Origin of the sequence: Pseudoscardovia radai (assembly GCF_002259605.1) — a bacterium.
In the GTDB taxonomy this organism is placed as follows: Bacteria; Actinomycetota; Actinomycetes; order Actinomycetales; family Bifidobacteriaceae; genus Pseudoscardovia; species Pseudoscardovia radai.
Map to the genome: position 1 here is coordinate 56,056 of NZ_MWWR01000004.1, position 16,957 is coordinate 73,012.

The following is a 16,957-nucleotide window of genomic DNA, read 5'->3' on the forward strand; positions in this document are numbered from 1 at the left end:
CCTCTCGGCACTCGCCGAGAGGCCTTGTGCTGTTGTGGGGGGCGTGCGGGCGTGCGGACCCCTCCCAGAACGATGTGCCCCTTCCAGAACAGTGTGATGGCTTGCGGACATTTTTTGACGATTTTGGCCCCGAAATCGTGGATTTTTGTCCGTAACCCATCACATTGTTGTGGAATTGGCAACAGTGTGATGGCTTGCGGACATGGTGAGCCACGTCCGCGGACAGAGCGGGCGCTCCGCACAGTCCGGCGAGACCCGGAGGAGACACGGGGCGTGGTCTGGGGAGCTGGGTTAGGATGGGTCGCGTCGTGTTGGCTCTCTCAGGAGTGGAAATGGCTCTTCATGCAGTTGCTTTGGCTCAGGACATCACCGCGGAGTACCACGGTCACGATCTCGGCGCGGTGTTGCGCGATGATTCGACGATTTTCAGTCTCTGGGCGCCGACGGCCGCAGCCGTGACGGTGCGCCTGTATCGCAAGGGCTCCGATGAGGAAATCGTCGAGGAGAGGAACCGCCGTGCGCGCGACCTCGCGGCCACGAACGGAACCGCAGAATCGTCCGCCTTCGACCCCGCCACCGTCGGCGACGCGGCGGCGCTGGAATCCTCAGCCTTCGCGCCTTTCGCCACCTACGAGATGGCGCATGACGCCGCCTTCAAATCCACCGGCGTCTGGCGCGCCAGCGTGCCCGAGAACCTCGACGGCACGTATTACGATTTCGCCATCCAGTTCGATGACGGAACCGTCACCGTCTCCGCCGACCCCTGGGCCCGCGCCGCCGGCGTGAACGGCAAGCGCTCGATGGTCATCGACCTCAAGCGCACCGACCCCGAGGGCTGGGCCGACGACCGCGCGCCCGAGATCCCCGCCAACAAGCTCGTGGTGTGGGAGACCCACGTGGTGGACTTCTCCGCCGACCCGCGCAGCGGCGTGCCGCGCGAGCACCTCGGCACCTTCCTCGCCTTCACCCACCCCGACACCACGCTCGACGGCGCGGGCATGACGCCCACCTGCGTGAACTACCTCAAAAACCTCGGCGTGACCTGCGTGCAGATCGAGCCGATGTACGATTACGGCTCCGTCGACGAAGCCGCCCCGCGCATGAACCGCGGCTACAACTGGGGCTACGATCCCGTGAACTACAACGTGCCCGAGGGCTCGTACTCCACCGACCCCTTCGACGGCGCCGTGCGCATCCGCGAGTGCAAGCAGATGGTGCAGGCCCTGCACAAGGCCGGCTTCAAGGTGATCATGGACGTGGTCTACAACCACATGTACACCACCGACAACTGGTTCGAGCGCACGGTGCCCGGCTACTTCTGCCGCCGCGACATGCACGGCGCCTTCACGAACGGCTCCGGCTGCGGCTGCGACATGGCCTCCGAGAAGCCGATGATGCGCAAGTACATCGCCGACTCCGTGGAATACTGGGCGCGCGAATACCATATCGACGGCTTCCGCTTCGACCTCATGGGCCTCATCGACGTCGACACGATGCGCCAGGTGCGCGCACAGCTCGAAGGCATCGGCGACGGCAAGGACTACATCCTCTACGGCGAGCCATGGTTCGCGAAGGACACCCCGGCCAACCACAATCCCGACCTGCCGCTGTCGACGAACGCGAACCTCGACGAGCTCGACGAGCATATCGGCGCATTCTGCGACGCCTCGCGAGACACCATCAAGGGCCATGTGCACGATCAGCTCGTGCCCGGCTACGTGAACGGCGCGGCGGAGAAATACGCCCCGCTGATGGTGGAGGCCGCCGACGCGTGGCGCACGAGTGGCCGCCTGCCACGTCACGAGGCGCGGCAGATGGTGCAGTATGTGTCGTCGCACGATGACCTGACGCTGTGGGACAAGCTGTGCATCACGATGCGCGGCGGCAAGCCGACGGCCGACGATTACGATGCCGTCGCCGGACGCGTCGACGACATCGTGGCGGCCAACCGCCTCGCGGCCGCCGCGGTGCTCACCTCCGCCGGCCTGCCGTTCTTCCTGAGCGGCGAGGAATTCGGCCGCACGAAGCACGGCAACTCGAACTCCTACAACGGCCCGTTCGAAGACAACGTGATCTTCTGGGAGCGCGCCGAGCGCATGGGCTGGCTCGTCTCGACGTACCGCCAGCTCATCGCCGCGCGCGGCAGCGACCCGGCCTTCGCCGACGGCGTGCGCACGGCCGTGCCGACCGACGATCCGCGCGTGGTGGCGTTCCGCGTCGGCACGCATCTGGTGGCGCTGAACCCGACGGATGCCGCCTGCGCCGTGCGCAGCGGCGTGCATTCCGAGGGCAGCTACATCGTTCCGGCACACGATTTCCTCGTCTCCGAAGCTCAGGACTGACCCCGCGCCACCGCTCCTGCACAACCCGCACAAAAGGACACACCGCAATGTATTCCACCATCTTCTTCGACCTGTACGGCACCCTCATCGACCTGCATACCGACGAGCAGGCCGACGGCGCATGGACGGCGCTGCGCGATGCCCTGCACGCACACGGCGCCGAGTACGCGTCGCTCGCCGAGCTGCGCCGCGCCTTCGCCGACGAGCAGGCAGCGCTCGAGATGCGCGAATCCGCGCGCCCCGACCACGAGCTCGACCTCGCGCCCGTGTACCGCAACCTCTTCGCGCTCAAGGGCATCGGCGCCACCGACGACATGGTGGCCGATGCCGCGTGGGCCTTCCGCGACGGCTCCACCGACTACATCAAGCTCTACGACGGCGCCATCGGTCTGCTCGACGCCCTGCGCGCCTCCGGCCGCCGCACAGTGCTGCTGAGCAACGCGCAGAAGCTGTACACCATGCCCGAGCTCGAGAAATTCGGCCTTGTGCCGCATCTCGACACGATTTTCATCTCCTCGCAGGCGGGCTGGAAGAAGCCGTCGGAGAACTTCTACCGCCTCGCGCTGGAGACGACGGGCGCCGATCCCGCGCACACGCTGATGGTGGGCAACGATCCGCAAGCCGACATCGAGGGCGCGCGCCGCGTGGGCATGGACGCCGCCTACCTGCACACAAGCGACTGGTTCGGTGACGCCCCGGCCGCGGTGGCGCAGTTCGACGGCGCCGACTACGCGGGTCTGCTGCGGTTCATCGAAGAGCGGAAGTAGAGGAACGGGGCGGCCGCGCCGCGTAAGCTGGCACGGTAGAGACGATGGCGCCATGGCGGCGCGCAGACGCGAAAGGACATCCAGTGGCGCTTTTCAGCTATAGCAACCCCGATGGCGAGGAATCGAGCTACGAGGCCGACCTCGGCAACGCCAGCACGCGCAAGAAGCCGCGCCGCCGGCGCCGCCGCGGCCTTTCGGAGCGCGGCCTGGCGCTGTTCGCCGGCGTGTTCCTCGTCATCGGCCTGTACGGCACGTCGGTGCTGTCGGCGAGTCTGCCCGCCAACAGCAGCGAAGCCGATTTCGGCAGCCTGTCGGCCATCATCGTATGCCTTGCGTGCCTGCTCGTCTCGCTGCCGATCTACGCGTGGCTGCTGGTGAGCCGCTTCCGCATGGAGGTGGGCGAGCTCGAGACCTCCGTTCCCGCGCGTAGGGACGAGGACGGGGCCGAGGAAGGCCGCGCGAAGCGCCCCGCCGCCGCGAACGCAAACACAGACGCCGGCGCCAAGCCCCGCCACGGATGGCGCCTTTTCTGGTCGCTGCTTATTCTCGCCGTGGTCTGCGAGGTGCCGTGGGACCTTGTCACGTGGCGCTACCAGGAACACTCCGGAAGCAACGGCACGCTCGTCGGTGCGTTGTACGGCTCCACGGCGCCGAAGCCCTGGTTCAACCTGTACACGCAGAACCCCGTGTGGGCGCTCGCGCTGTGCGCGCTGGTGCTGATCTGCCTGCGCTGGATCCGCCGCCACCAGGCGCCCGTCGAAGGCGAGGGCCCGAAGGCGGACGTGTGGCTGTCTGCCGGCACCGCGGGCCTGCTGCGCATCCTGCTGCTGTTCGCATCGTTCCTGTGGGTCTGGATGCTCAACATCGGCCAGGTCGGCACCCTTTTCCCGACGGGCCTCATGATGTTCGTCTTCGTGCTGCTGTTCTACGGCCTGCGCTACCACGAGAACACGATGACCATGCTCGCCGCCGCCATCGGAGCGCTCGAGGCGCTCGCGCCGGCCGTCGGCGTGCTCATCGTGCATTTCCACAACGACGAGGACGGTTACGCGCATTCCTGGGGCCGTTACGTGTGGTATGTGGCGATTCCGCTGGTGATGCTGGGGCTCGGCCTGTCGGCGTGCCAGGGGCTGCTGTAGGCCCGGGAAAGGCTCAGGATGAAGATCGCTTTCGTTTTCGATGACACGCTGGACGCGCCCGATGGCATCCAGCAGCATATCCGCATGCTTGGCCGCGAATACGCGCGGCGTGGGCACGATGTGCACTATCTGGTCGGGCAGACGCGGGCCGCGCAGTCCGACCCCGCTTGGGATTTCGCCACGATTCACCCGCTGGCGCGCAACGTGCCGGTGAAGTTCAACGGGAATCGTATGCGCATCCCGCTGCCGTCCTCCGACCGCGCCATCCGCGCGCTCCTGACGCGCGAGCGCTTCGACGTGCTCCATGTGCAGGCGCCGTATTCGCCGTTCATGTCGGGCAAGGTGCTGGCCGCGGCGCATCGTCTGACGCCGCTTACGCCTGTTTTCGCCACGTACCACATCGCCGTCGACTCCGGCATCGCCATGGCCGGCGGCATGGCGCTGGGGCGTGTGATCGACGCCCGCACCGCGCGCTACGTGACGCGCTCCCTCGCCGTCTCCAGCGTGGCGGCCGACTACGCGCGCCGCACGGCCGGCGTCACGGCCACCGTGGTGCCCAATCCCATCGATGTGGAGGCCATGCGCGCCGGCGCTGGCGACGTGCGGCCCGAGCCGCACCATGTGGTGTTCCTCGGGCGCTTTGTGGAGCGCAAGGGCGTGGGCGTGCTGCTCGACGCGCTCGAATGGGGCGAGGCGCACGGCCTGTTCCCCGACGACATGCATGTGACGATGGCCGGCGGCGGGCCGCTGCTCGAATCCGCCCGCGCCCGCGCGGCGGGGCTGCGGACGAGGATCGATTTCCCCGGCAGGATCTCCGAGGAGGGCAAGGCGGCGTTCCTTGCGTCCGGGCAGGTGGCCGTGTTCCCCGCAACGGGCGCGGAATCGTTCGGAATAGTGCTGCTCGAGGCCATTGCGGCCGGTTCGGGCGTGGTGCTTGCCGGCGACAACCCCGGCTACCGCTCCACCATGATGGGGCGCGACGACGTTCTGCTCGACACCACCGGTCCCGACCACGCCGAGGCCATGGCGCGCGCCATCGCCCGCGCCGTGACCGACGAGAGCTGGGCCGCGGAGGCGGGCGCGTGGGAGCGCGAGACGCTGCTGCCGCGCTACGATGTGCGCTCCGTGGCGGGCACGCTGCTGGATATGTACGCCGAGGCGCAGGCAGCGCGCACGATTCGCGCCTAGTTCTGCGCGTTCGCCTTCTTGAGACGGTGGTTCTGCACGAAGATATCGATGACGATCCACACCGACAGCGCGAACGCCACGATGTACCCCATGAACCCGATGATCGGAATGCCGAAAACCAGCGGCTTCATGCCCGCGTAATACACGATGGACGAGCCCACGTACAGGCCCACCACGATCAACGCCATAACGAGGCGGTCGATGACGGCCGACAGCTGGCTGATGGGGTTCTGCGACCCCACGATCTCCACATTCGCCTTGAGTTCGCCGCGCGTAAGCATGCGCGTGGCCTCGTTCGCCTCCGACAGCAGGCTCAGCGTGCTGTGCAGCGCGTGCAGGCTTTCCGCGCCGAGCGACGCGGCCTCCTCCTTCGCCTTGCCGCGGAACGATGTCGAGCGCGTGATGTGGTCGCGGATGATCTCGATCATATTCGCATCGGGCAGGAACTCGTCGAGCACGCCTTCGAGCGTCACCAGGCCGCGCGCCACCATCGTGACGCTGCTCGGCACCTCGAGGTTGAAGCGCGAGCACAGGTGGACGAGGGAGTTCGTGAACTCAGCGATGTCGAGGTCGCGCAGGTCCACCGTGCCGTATTCGCTGATGATGCGGTCGAGCTGCTCGAGAAGGGACGATGTTTCCGACGGGCTCATGCGTCGCGCGTCGGTCAGGCGCAGCAGGCCGTCCATGAGCTTGTGCGAGTCGCGGGCGGCGACCGCGAAGATCATATCCTTCATCAGGTTGCGCACGCGCGGACTCAGGCGGCCCATAAGGCCCAGGTCGATGAGCACGATCTTGCCGTCGGAGATGATGATGTTGCCCGGGTGCGGGTCGGCGTGGAAGAAGCCGGCGTCGAGCACCTGCGAGGCGTAGTTGTCGACGAGCTTCGTGCCGATTTCCTCGAGGTCGTAGCCGGCGGCCGTCAGCTGCTCGGGGTGCGCGATCGAGATGCCGTCGATGTAATCCATCGTGACCACATGCGACGTACACAGCTCCATGCGCGGGCGCGGGCATGTCATATACGCGTAGTTCTCGGAGAAGGCGCGGAAGTCCAGCAGGTTCTGGGCCTCGTTGAGGAAGTCGGTTTCCGCGCGGAAGGAGTCCCACAGCTCCTGCACCACGCCCTCGAGGTCGATGAACTGGTTCGCGCCCGACACGCGGCGCACGAAGCGCACGATGGAGCGCATGATGTCGATGTCCTGCGCCATCATCTCGCGCACGCCGGGACGCTGCACCTTGACGGCCACCACGGATCCGTCGAGCAGCGTGGCCTTGTGCACCTGCGCCAGCGACGCCGAGCCCAGCGGGGTGGGGTCGATGCTGTCGAACAATTCCCCGATGGGGCGGCCGAACTCGTGGCCCAGCGTGTCGAGCACCGTCTGGAACGGCATGGGCGACGCGTCGGCGCGCAGCTTGGCCAGCTCGTCGCAGTACTCCTGCGGAAGGATTTCGGAGCGCATCGACAGAATCTGGCCGGCTTTCACGAAGCTCGGGCCGAGCGCCTCGAACATGCGACGCATCTTCACCGGCGTCATGTCGCTGAACAGGTCGTACTGCATGGCGACGTGCATGATCTCGTGCAGGCGGTGGAGCTTGGAGCGGCGTGTGAAATGCTCGCTTGGGCCCTCCGCCTGGCTTTTGAAGAACATCGGTTGCTTGCTGTCGCTCATTCGTTCTTTCCGTATGGGTGTGGTGTTGGTGCGCGGGGAGGGTGGGGGAGCCCGCCTGCGTCGTCGGCGGCTACGCAGGCCGTCCGGCGGCTACGCAGATCGTCCGGCGGCGTCGTGTTCATCATGCCCCCGTGCCCCGCGGAGCAATCGTGAGGTGCCTTTCCTGGAGGAACGGTGGGGGGGGGGAATCGTGGATTTTCCTACAGCCGCACCACACGCCGCCGCGCAGTCTCACCGCGCAGTCTCACCGCGCAGCACGGCAAGGGGCCGCCTCCTTGCGGAACGCGGCCCCTGGGGCGGTCACTCGGCGGACTTCGCGTCCTTCGCCGCGTCCTCGGCATCCGCCTGCTTGGCGAAGGCGTTGACCTTCTTGACGAACTCCGCGCGCTCCTCCTCGCTCATGTTCTTGATGCGATTCTCGAGGGCGTCGCTTTCGGACGCGCTCGTGGCTTCCTTCGCCTTGCGCTTGAGCTCGGTGTTGAGCTGCTTGCCCTGTTCGACCGTCAGTTCGCCCTTGGCCACGAGGTCGTCGATGATCTCCTTGCTCTTGTCGGCGCTCATGGCGATGGCTCCGACGCCGGCCAGGAAAATCTTGCGGGCGCCCTCTCCCAGGTCTTCGAATCCAGCCATTGTTGTCTCCTTTGCGTTATGCGGTCTCGTGTGTGTGCGCGGTGTGCGCGGTGCGCACGGTGCTGCGGTGTTGCGGCGTGCGCGGTGCGCACGGCGTGAGGCGGCGAGGCCGTGGTTTTGCGCGGTAAGGCCGCGTTTTTTCGGATTCGGCTGAGTCCGCGAATGCGGCTTCCTTGCCTGTCTCCACTGTACTACGCGGCGACACCTCATCCGCGGCACGACGCGGTCTCTTCCGCACCGGTTCGTGGCGAAGATTGTGCGCCGCGAGGGTCGGTTTGTGCTTGGGCGGGGTGGTTTCGCGCCGGTGGGCGGTGCTCGTGGCGAGGTTTCTTCGCCATGAGGGTGTTTTTCCCGCGGCGGTCGGCTTGGGATGGCGGTTGTTGGTGCTCGTGGTGAGGATCTTTCGCCATGAGGCACGATTTTCCCAAGGAGGCAAGCGCCGGCAGCCGTTTCGGGTGTTCATGGCGAGGATTTTTCGCCGTGAGGGGTGGTTTTGGCCGGGGTTGGCTGTGGAGATGGGAAAATCGTGGTTCATGGCGAGGATTTTTCGCCTTGAGGCACGATTTTTCCTCTGCCGGCCGCTCTCGCGCCGGTGGTCGGTGCTCGTGGCGAGGTTTCTTCGCCATGAAGCACGATTCCCCCAACGATTTCTCCGACGCACCCCTCACAACACCCCGATTCTCCGCTCTCCGCCTCGCGGCGAACCTTCAGTGTGAGCGAACGCTCACACTGAAGGGCGTTGACCCCGGTTTGGGACCGCTTTTGTGGGCTCGGGCCCGTTCGGTGTGAGTGTTTGTGTGCGGTGAAGGGCGTTGACCCCAAGTCCAGCCCGTTTCTGCCGGGTCAGGTCGGTTCAGTGTGAGCGAACGCTCACACTGAACGCCCCCTCGACCTGCGCATCCGCTAGTTCATCCTCCTCTAGTCCACCCAGTGGAACCACGCGTCGAAGATGGTGTGCGCTACGCCTGATTCATCTTCGTCCCTGCCGCCGAGAAGTGTGTCAGCCGCGAGTCCGTCGGGCATTGTCCGCTGTCCGACCTCGGGGGAGAGAACCCGGTAGCCATGCCGAGCCAGCACGTCTGGCACGCGATGCTGCCCGTCCCACGGAAAGTCGGCGGTGAAACGGGACGGCGACACCGGAAAAGGCGACGCCGGAAAACAAAAACCTGCTGGGCCGAATCGGCGCCAGCAGGCGGTGGTGGAGCTAGGGGGAATCGAACCCCCGACCTTCTCCATGCGAAGGAGACGCGCTACCAACTGCGCTATAGCCCCATGTGCATCAGCACACAAGTGGCAATTGTACAACGCGATTGCCGAGTATGCAAATCCGCCGCGCCGGGTGGGCGGAAGGAGAGATACGGGAGGGGAAGGGAGAAGAGGTTGGGGAATCGTGAATCGTCGGCCGGAACACTGTGATGGCTTGCGGACATTTTCGGACGATTTTGGCCTCGAAATCGTGGATTTGTGTCCGGAAGCCATCACATTGTTTTCAGGCGGTCTCGCCCTCCGCGTCAGCGCCCGCGCTCTTCTTCTTGCCGAACTTCGCCTTGACCAGGCCGATCACCGTCGGCGCCAGCGAAATGAGCAGGATGAAGACGATCACCAGCTCGAAATGCTCCTGCACGAACCGCACGCCGCCGAAGAAGTAGCCGAGCAGCGTGAACAGCGACGACCACACGAGACCGCCAAGCACGCTGAACGGCGCGAAACGGCGCCATTTCATGCCCGAGATGCCCGAGATAAACGGCATGAACGTGCGGATGAACGGGAAGAAGCGACCGAGGAAGACGGCAAGCGGGCCCCACTTGTCGATCATGGCCTGCGTCTTGTCGATGCGCTCGGGCGTCATGGCCTTGACCTTGCCGGATTCGATGATGCGCGTGCCGAAGAAGCGACCGATGAAGAAATTGCACTCGTCGCCGATGATCGGCGCGGCCCATACGACCGGCAGCAGCAGATTCAACGGCAGGGCGGCCTTACCGGTCGTCGCGTCGACGGCGGCGAAGCATCCGGCGGCGAACAGCAGCGAATCGCCCGGCAGGAACGGGAAGAACACGACACCCGTTTCAATGAACACGATCAGGAAAATGAATCCCAGCGTGGGCGCGACACCCATGGCGATCCAGCCGGCGATGGCGCCACGCGGGTTCTTGAGAAGGTTGATGAAGAAATTGACGATGCCCACGGTGAACCTTTCGGGAATGAGCCTTTCGGAGTTGTCGGTGTCGGTGTCGCGACGATATGCGGCGACGATATGCGGCGCTGCGGTTGCCCCATGCGCCGAATGACAAATTAGTAGCGCCCGGGGATGAATGGCGGTCCTGGCATCTGTCTATGCGTACCTGTCACATTTGGGTCACATTTGGGTCACATTTGGGGCGGGACCGGCGCCTGCAGTTGGCGCCCCGCCCCGCCCGTCCACGCCGCGCATCAGATCCAGGAGTGGAGCCACATGTGCTGGAGCCAGAAATCGTAAGGAATCGGCATGGCGGTCCAGATCGGGTAGAAGTAGACGCTTACGAGCACGATCACGGTCATCGTGCCGCCGGCTATCCACCGATACGCGAAGCGGCTCATATTCGTGCGCATCCAGTCGAGCACATAGCAGATCGCGAGAATCATCCATGGCAGGATCACGATGGAATAGAACGTGAACGTGGTGCGGTTGAGGTACAGCCACCACGGCATCCAGCCGCCCACGAGCCCGATCCACACGGCGAGCGCGCGCCAGTCGCCGCGCCGCACGATGATCGCGATGATCAGCGTGAGCACGAGCGAGGCCGTCGCGACCCACCACAGCACCGGGTTGCCCAGCGACGTGATGGCCGACACGCACTGCGAGCCGGGCTGGGTGGAGCACAGGCCCGGATGCCCCTGCACCTTCTGCCAGTAGAAGCTCGTCGGGCGCGTCTGCAGCGGCCACGTCAGGGGGTTGGCCTTGTAGGCGTGCGGGCTGTCGAGCGAGGTGTGGAACTTCCACATCGTGATGTGGTACTGCACGAACGAGCGCAGCCCCTCCGGCAGCCAGGTCACGCCCTCGCCTGGATGCGTGGCGGCCCAGTTGTGCATATACGAATCCGGGTGGATGAACCAGTTGAGCCAGTCGAGGAAATACGTGCCGATGTACATCGGCACCATGTACAGCGCGGCGAGCAGGCCGTCCTTCGCCACCAGCGCGCCGAACCAGCGGCGGTAGCCCACGCGGCGGCGGTTGTAGCCGTCCCAGAGCACCGACGCCACGGCGAAGGCGGCGAAGAAGTACGTGCCCGACCACTTCACGCCGGTCGCCAGGCCCAGCAGCACGGTGGCGCCGACGCGCCACCACGAGAACGCTACGACCGGCCCTGACGACGCCACGACCAGGCGCACCATCGGCTTGCCGCTCGAATCGTATGCGCCGCCCTCGCCCCGGCGCTCGCGCGGCTTGAGCGCAACGGTGCGGATCACATTGCCGGGTATCGCCACGTCCCGTTCGTGCGCGGCCTCGAGGCGTTTCAGCGCCCAGTCGCGGTGGTTGAGCAGGCACAGGAAGGCGCCGAGCACCAGCACCATGATGAAGATGTCGAGGATGCCGATGCGGCTCATCGTGATGCCCGCGCCGTCGACGCTCATAAGCAGGCCCGCCATCGCGGCGAGCGTGAGGTTGTGGAACAGGTGCAGCGCCACGCGGCAGATGAGCAGGATGGCGATGGTGCCGGCGATGGCGCTGCTGGCGCGCCACGCGAAGGGGTTGGTGGCGCCGCCGAAAAGCTTGAGGCCGATGGAGATAAGCCATTTTCCGAACGGCGGATGCACGATGTACTCCGCGTCGGATTGGTATAGGTAGATCTGGCCTTGTGCGAAGAGCGTGTCGATTTTGATGCCGTCGATGGCTTTCGGCCAGTTGCGCGCCTCGCCGGTCATCATCATGGACCAGGCGTCCTTGACGTAATACGTTTCGTCAAAGGTGATGCTATGCGGAGTGCCGAGGCGGAAGAAGCGCAGGAATCCGCCGAAAAGGGCCATAAGCGTCGGCACGATCCAGCACTGCGCGCGGTAGGAGAGGCGGTCCCACGGGCGCGAGCGGCGCGGGGTGGTGGCGGCGATGGCGGTCGCGACAAGTGCGGAGGCGGTGGGCGCGGGCGCGGCAAGGGCGGACGATGCATCCGCCGCGCCCGGCGTCTGCGCCGGCTGCCGCAGGCCGCCTTCGGCCGGCGAGTCGGTTTCATCAAGAGGATTCATGCCTCTCACCTTACAGCCCTGAGCCGAATGCCGGAGCGGATTTCGAAGCCGGATGGGGCGCGCGGGCCGGGCCGGGTGGATACTTGGAGGCATGGAAAACATCGAGAACGACCCGCGGAACGCAGACATCGAATCGTCGGATATCGAATCGTCGGACATCGTATCGTCGAAGGCCGCGCCATCTGGCGCCGTGGAGCTCGCTGCTGAACTTACGGGTATCGGAAGCGTCAGGTCGGCTTGCTTCGCATGATGACAGGGGCGTAGGCTGTTGCCATGCCGAAACAATGTGGCTTCGAGAAAGGGAGACTCGTGAAGGATTCTGGAAAAGTCTGGAAAATCGTCGGGACGGTCATTGTGTGGGCCACATTGATTATCGGTCTCGTCATGAATTTCAAAATGCACATGGCTTTGCAGGGCGTCGAGGTGATGCTGCTCGGTGCGCTCATCGGCGATATCGTGAATCGACGGGCCGGCGGGAGCGTGGTAGACAGGCTGACTGCGGAGAGCCAGGCTTCTGCTCAGGCTGACGCTCAGGGGCGTGTACAGAGGGATGCGCGGGGGAATCAAGCGCAAGGGCAGGCGGAACTCGCACATAACCAGGCTTCAACGTGGCGAATCGTGCTGTGGGTGGTCCTCGCTGTGCTTGCGGTCGTTGGCATCGTGCTGCTGTGCATGCACCTTTCTGATGCTGCGATGTTTGCCTTCGCTGCTGGCTTTGCGATATTTGCCGTTGCTTCGCTCATAGAGACGGTTCGCGCCTGAATCAGATGCGCACCGGCCGTGTGCGCGCTTGCGCTGTGTACGCAGACGCGCGGCGTAAGAGCTGTGTATCCAGGCGCGCACGCGGTTGAGGGTGGCGTGGGTTGGCTGCCGGCGGAGTTATGCGCGGGGTGGTGGATACTGGAGACATGAAATATGCGCATGGCGATGATTATGAAGGACTCGTGTCGAATCGCGGAGAATCGTCGAGAAGGGTGGAGGCATCCGCAGGCAAACCAGTATTGAGCAATCAGGGCGCGCTCGCGGCGTCTGCAGCTTCCGCGGCGCCTGTGATTCCCGCTGATTCCACGACATCCGCTGCGTCCACTCCTGATTCCGCTCCTGCGCCCGCCGACGTGCAGGACGATGCGACGCCGATCCAAAGCCGCGACGGCGAAGTTGCCGCAGGCATCCCTGTTCCGCATGGTTGCGTCGTGCTCGCCGCAACGCCTATTGGCAATACCGGTGATGCCTCGCTGCGCCTCATCGCCCTGCTGCAGCAGGCGGATATCGTCGCTGCGGAAGACACGCGTCGCCTGTATGACCTTGCCCGTCGCCTGGGTGTGCACGTCAACGGCAGGGTGGTGGCGAACCATGATCACAACGAGCGGCAGAAGGCCGATTCCTTGCTGGACGAAGTGGAGGGCGGCGCCACTGTGCTGCTTGTCTCCGATGCCGGGATGCCCACGATTAACGACCCCGGCCTGGCCATCGTGCGCCGCGCTATTGAACGCGGTCTGCCTGTGACCTGTGCCCCGGGGCCCTCCGCCGTGCTGGATGCATTGGCGCTCGCCGGCCTGCCTACTGACCGCTTCTGCTACGAAGGTTTTGTGCCGCGCAAGGCGAGTGACCGTGAGCAGCGGCTGCGCTCGTTGCACAACGAAATGCGCACCATGGTGTTTTATGAGGCGCCGCATCGCATTGCGGAGACGATGGATGCGCTGCTTGCGGCGTTCGGCCCCGACCGTCAGATGGCGCTGTGCCGTGAGCTGACCAAGGATTACGAGCAGGTGCGGCGCGGCACGATCGGACAGATCCGGCAGGGCGTGATCGATGACCCGCCGCGCGGCGAAATCGTGCTCGTGCTGGCCGGCGCGTCGGCCGAGGACGTGAACGAGGCATCGCCCGAGGTGCTTACGGCCGAGCAGCTCGCGCGGCTGGCGCAGGAGCGCGCGAAGTCCGAGGGCGTGCGCATCAAGGACGCGATTGCCGAGGTTGTCAAGGAGCATCCGCTGCCCGACGGCTCGTTCCCGAACCGCAAGGAGGTCTACCAGGCCTCCCTCTCCCTGCGCGACAGTGCCTGATCTTGGGTCTCCCTCTCCTCCCGTAACAGACTCCTCCCGTAACAGACCTCCCTCCCCGTAACAGTGTGATGGCTTGCGGACATTTTCGAGGGTTTCGAGCCCCCAAATCGTGGATTTTTGTCCGTAATCCATCACATTGTTATGAATTTCTGAACGCTGGCACGGGGGTAACCAGTGAGGGCGACTGTGGGAGGGGGTGTGGGCGAGGGGCGCCGCGTGGAAGCCGCCATAAGAAACCGATATAGCGGCCTCGCTGAGTTTCCGGAGAAAAGCGTGTTAAGTGGGGGTCCAGTGGCAGCTCGACCTGGCTCGGCCAATCGGGCCGCAAAGCCCGGGCCGCAAGCCAGAACCTAAGAGAAGGAGGACCCCATGGGCATCGATAGGAAGGCGGCGTTTCGCGCCATCGCATCCGGGAAAACCGCCGAGGAAAGCCCCGCTCCGTACCTCGTGAGCGCGTGGCAGCATCTCATCGGCCACGAATACGGCGCCGACGACTTCGCACAGGCCACCATCGACTTCGTGAAGAAGTGGGACTGGGAGTGGGTGAAGGTCAACCCGCGCGCCATCTACTACTCCGAGGCCTGGGGCGCCACCTATGACCACAACGACTACCAGAACGGCTACGTCATCCCGCGCACGGTGAGCACGGTGATCAAGTCCGCGGCCGACGTCGAGTCCATCGAACGCCTCGACCCGTCCGCCAACCCCGTGCTGCGCGAGCAGATCGACGCCGCGCGCCTGATCCGCGCCGGCCTCGACGGCCGCGCGGTGATCGACACGGTGTTCTCGCCGCTGTCGGTGCTCCTGCAGTTCGCCGACCTGCCGCTCTACCCGGGCGACCCCTATGCGCGCCCCACCATCGAGCTCGGCGAGCTGTTCGAGGAGCGCCCCGAGCAGACCGAGAAGGCCCTGAAAGCCATCGCCGAAACCCTCGCCGACTACGCCGCCACGCTCGTGCGCGATCCCAAGGACGGCGGCGCCGGCCTCGACGGCATCTTCTACGCCGTCACCGGCACGGCCAGCGAGAACTACTTCGACGACGACGCCTACGCGCGCTTCGCCGCCCCGTATGACCGCATCGTGATCGACGCCATCCGCAATGCGAACCCCGACGCCGTGATCCTGCTCCACACCTGCCGCCAGGAGTCGCACCCCGAGCGCTTTGCGCATGTCGGCGCCGACATCCTGCATTGGGACCAGTTCCTCGAGGGCAACCCCGACATCAACGCCCCGCTCGGCCCCGTGCCGGTGGGCGGCGCAAGCTACACGCTGTTCGCGCCCGACGGCGACGCCGCGAAGGCGGCCGAGGAGCTGCGCAAAACAATCGAGCTGCGCCGCGGCAAGCCGTTCCTGCTGGCGCCGAGCTGCACCGTGCCGACGCCCGCGTCCGACGCGTCGCTGCGCGCGCTGAGCGAGGCCCGCGCCACTCGCTGAAAGGCGCGGAGGGCATACGATTTCCGCATCGTGTTGTCAAACGATGTGCATAAATCGTAGATCCTTCGCCGTCTGACGCGGGATTTCGCACCACGCATTCCAGAGAAACCACAACACAAACACCCATCAGAAGAAGGAACCATGTCCATCCACTCCACCGGCACCAACGCCGGCACCACCGCCGCGCGCCGCGCCGCCCGCCCGGCCCGCCGCGGCTGGCGCAAGGCCGTGAAATCCGCCCTCGCCGCCATCGTCGCGTCCACCACGCTCCTGTCCGTCTCCGCCTGCGGCCTCGGCGGCGACTCCGCCAACTCCAACGCGGCCGACGGCGACACCGTGTACATCGCCGCCATCTACCCGGCCACCGGCCAGTACGCCGAATACGGCAAGCTGTTCAAGGAAGGCTTCGATCTCGCCGTGGACGAGGTGAACGCGGACGGCGGCGTCGGCGGCAAGACGCTCGCCATCAAGTACTACGACACGCAGTCCGACGCCAAGCAGGACGCATCCATCGCCCCGCAGATCGCCTCCGACCAGTCCGTCATCGCGGTGGTCGGCGACTACGCCTCGCCGGCGTCCTCCGCCGCGTCCCCCACCTTCCAGCAGGCCGGCCTCGTGCACTATGGCTTCAACAACTCGGCCTCCACCTTCACCGACACCGGCGACCATGTGTGGACGCCGCAGATCAGCCAGGAGCAGTACCAGAAGGCGAACGCCGACGTGGTGGCGAAGAAGGCCAAGAAGATCTCCGTCGTGTACATCGAGAACGACTGGGGCAAGCAGGCGTATGACTTCTTCAAGCAGGAGGCCGAGAAGAACGGCACCGAAATCGTGTACGAATCCTCGTACCTGTCGGACTCCACCGACCTCTCGCCGATCCTCATCCCGGCGCGCGACGCCCAGCCCGACGCCATCGTCGACATCGGCTACGGCCCGGACGGCGCGCTCGTGGTGAACACGCTGCGCGACAAGCTCGGCTACACCGGCCCGTTCTTCGGCGGCCAGGAGACAAGCGAGTTCCTCGAGAACGCCGGCAGCAACGCCGAGGGCACCATCATCACCGGCAGCTTCTCCGCCACCGGCACGAAGGACTCCAAGGCGCAGGCCTTCGTCAAGGCCTTCAACGACCGTTACGGCAACAACCCCGGCAACTTCGAGGTCACCGCCTACCAGGCCATCAAGGACCTCGCGTACGCGGCGAACAAGACCTCGCCGACGCGCGACGGCATCCAGCAGGCGCTCCAGACCGTCACCGACTTCCCGCTCTACCAGGGCAACGGCGGCACCTTCAAGTTCAACACCGAGACCAGGCGCGCCGACAACATCGACCCGATCCTGCTCATCGTGAAGGACGGCAAGTTCGTGCAATACGATCCCGACACCGACAGCGCGTCGAACTGACGCGCGCGGTTGGCGCGGTGTGGCTGCGTCTGCCCGGCGCCCGCGGCAGGCAGGCGATAACGGACGATACACGATAGGCGGATGATCCAGCGGATGATGAAGGTG

General features: G+C 65.5%; 13 protein-coding genes and 1 tRNA gene. 9 read left to right on the plus strand and 5 right to left on the minus strand.

From position 1 onward, the window contains the following. The first annotated feature begins 332 nt into the window (after positions 1-332). The 4 genes from pulA (at position 333) to PSRA_RS02395 (ending at position 5,436) form a co-directional block, all read left to right on the plus strand. Positions 333-2,342, plus strand: a complete 2,010-nt coding sequence (gene pulA, locus PSRA_RS02380) for a type I pullulanase (protein WP_094660283.1) — start codon at positions 333-335, stop codon at positions 2,340-2,342. Between the two features lie 47 nt (positions 2,343-2,389). Beyond that, the gene (locus PSRA_RS02385) at positions 2,390-3,109 is read left to right on the plus strand and encodes an HAD family hydrolase (RefSeq protein ID WP_094660284.1); all 720 of its coding nucleotides are present in this window, start codon (positions 2,390-2,392) and stop codon (positions 3,107-3,109) included. Positions 3,110-3,192: 83 nt separating this feature from the next. After that, positions 3,193-4,248 carry a hypothetical protein gene (locus PSRA_RS02390; protein ID WP_094660285.1) on the plus strand — a complete coding sequence of 352 codons (1,056 nt, stop codon included), beginning with the start codon at positions 3,193-3,195 and terminating at the stop codon, positions 4,246-4,248. Positions 4,249-4,266: 18 nt separating this feature from the next. Beyond that, positions 4,267-5,436 carry a glycosyltransferase family 4 protein gene (locus tag PSRA_RS02395; protein ID WP_094660287.1) on the plus strand — a complete coding sequence of 390 codons (1,170 nt, stop codon included), beginning with the start codon at positions 4,267-4,269 and terminating at the stop codon, positions 5,434-5,436. Here PSRA_RS02395 and PSRA_RS02400 read toward each other — a convergent pair. The 5 genes from PSRA_RS02400 to PSRA_RS02420 all read right to left on the minus strand — a co-directional run bounded on the left by PSRA_RS02400 (position 5,433) and on the right by PSRA_RS02420 (position 11,954). Next, complete coding sequence (locus PSRA_RS02400; RefSeq protein ID WP_094660288.1) at positions 5,433-7,103, minus strand: ABC1 kinase family protein; 1,671 nt, start codon at positions 7,101-7,103, stop codon at positions 5,433-5,435. The two genes, PSRA_RS02395 and PSRA_RS02400, sit on opposite strands and share 4 nt — an antisense overlap. Before the next feature lie 300 nt (positions 7,104-7,403). Next, the gene (locus PSRA_RS02405; protein WP_094660290.1) at positions 7,404-7,733 is read right to left on the minus strand and encodes a phasin family protein; all 330 of its coding nucleotides are present in this window, start codon (positions 7,731-7,733) and stop codon (positions 7,404-7,406) included. A 1,196-nt stretch (positions 7,734-8,929) separates the two neighbouring features. Further along, positions 8,930-9,005 (minus strand) — tRNA-Ala (locus PSRA_RS02410). Between the two features lie 217 nt (positions 9,006-9,222). Next, positions 9,223-9,918: a VTT domain-containing protein gene (locus PSRA_RS02415; RefSeq protein WP_094660292.1), complete on the minus strand. Its 696-nt coding sequence runs from the start codon at positions 9,916-9,918 to the stop codon at positions 9,223-9,225. A 245-nt stretch (positions 9,919-10,163) separates the two neighbouring features. Then, the gene (locus PSRA_RS02420; RefSeq protein WP_420820534.1) at positions 10,164-11,954 is read right to left on the minus strand and encodes a dolichyl-phosphate-mannose--protein mannosyltransferase; all 1,791 of its coding nucleotides are present in this window, start codon (positions 11,952-11,954) and stop codon (positions 10,164-10,166) included. Positions 11,955-12,045: 91 nt separating this feature from the next. Here PSRA_RS02420 and PSRA_RS09310 point away from each other — a divergent pair, with 91 nt between their 5' ends. The 5 genes from PSRA_RS09310 to PSRA_RS02440 all read left to right on the plus strand — a co-directional run bounded on the left by PSRA_RS09310 (position 12,046) and on the right by PSRA_RS02440 (position 16,852). Next, a complete protein-coding gene (locus tag PSRA_RS09310; protein WP_158216289.1) occupies positions 12,046-12,204 on the plus strand; it encodes a hypothetical protein in 159 nt (52 codons plus the stop codon). 59 nt (positions 12,205-12,263) lie between these two features. After that, positions 12,264-12,716: a hypothetical protein gene (locus tag PSRA_RS02425; protein ID WP_094660293.1), complete on the plus strand. Its 453-nt coding sequence runs from the start codon at positions 12,264-12,266 to the stop codon at positions 12,714-12,716. 374 nt (positions 12,717-13,090) lie between these two features. After that, complete coding sequence (rsmI, locus tag PSRA_RS02430; RefSeq protein ID WP_420820537.1) at positions 13,091-14,017, plus strand: 16S rRNA (cytidine(1402)-2'-O)-methyltransferase; 927 nt, start codon at positions 13,091-13,093, stop codon at positions 14,015-14,017. A 369-nt stretch (positions 14,018-14,386) separates the two neighbouring features. Next, complete coding sequence (locus PSRA_RS02435; RefSeq protein ID WP_094660296.1) at positions 14,387-15,451, plus strand: uroporphyrinogen decarboxylase family protein; 1,065 nt, start codon at positions 14,387-14,389, stop codon at positions 15,449-15,451. 141 nt (positions 15,452-15,592) lie between these two features. Further along, on the plus strand, positions 15,593-16,852 hold the full coding sequence (locus tag PSRA_RS02440) for an ABC transporter substrate-binding protein (protein ID WP_094660298.1): 1,260 nt from the start codon (positions 15,593-15,595) through the stop codon (positions 16,850-16,852). The last annotated feature ends 105 nt before the right edge of the window (positions 16,853-16,957 follow it).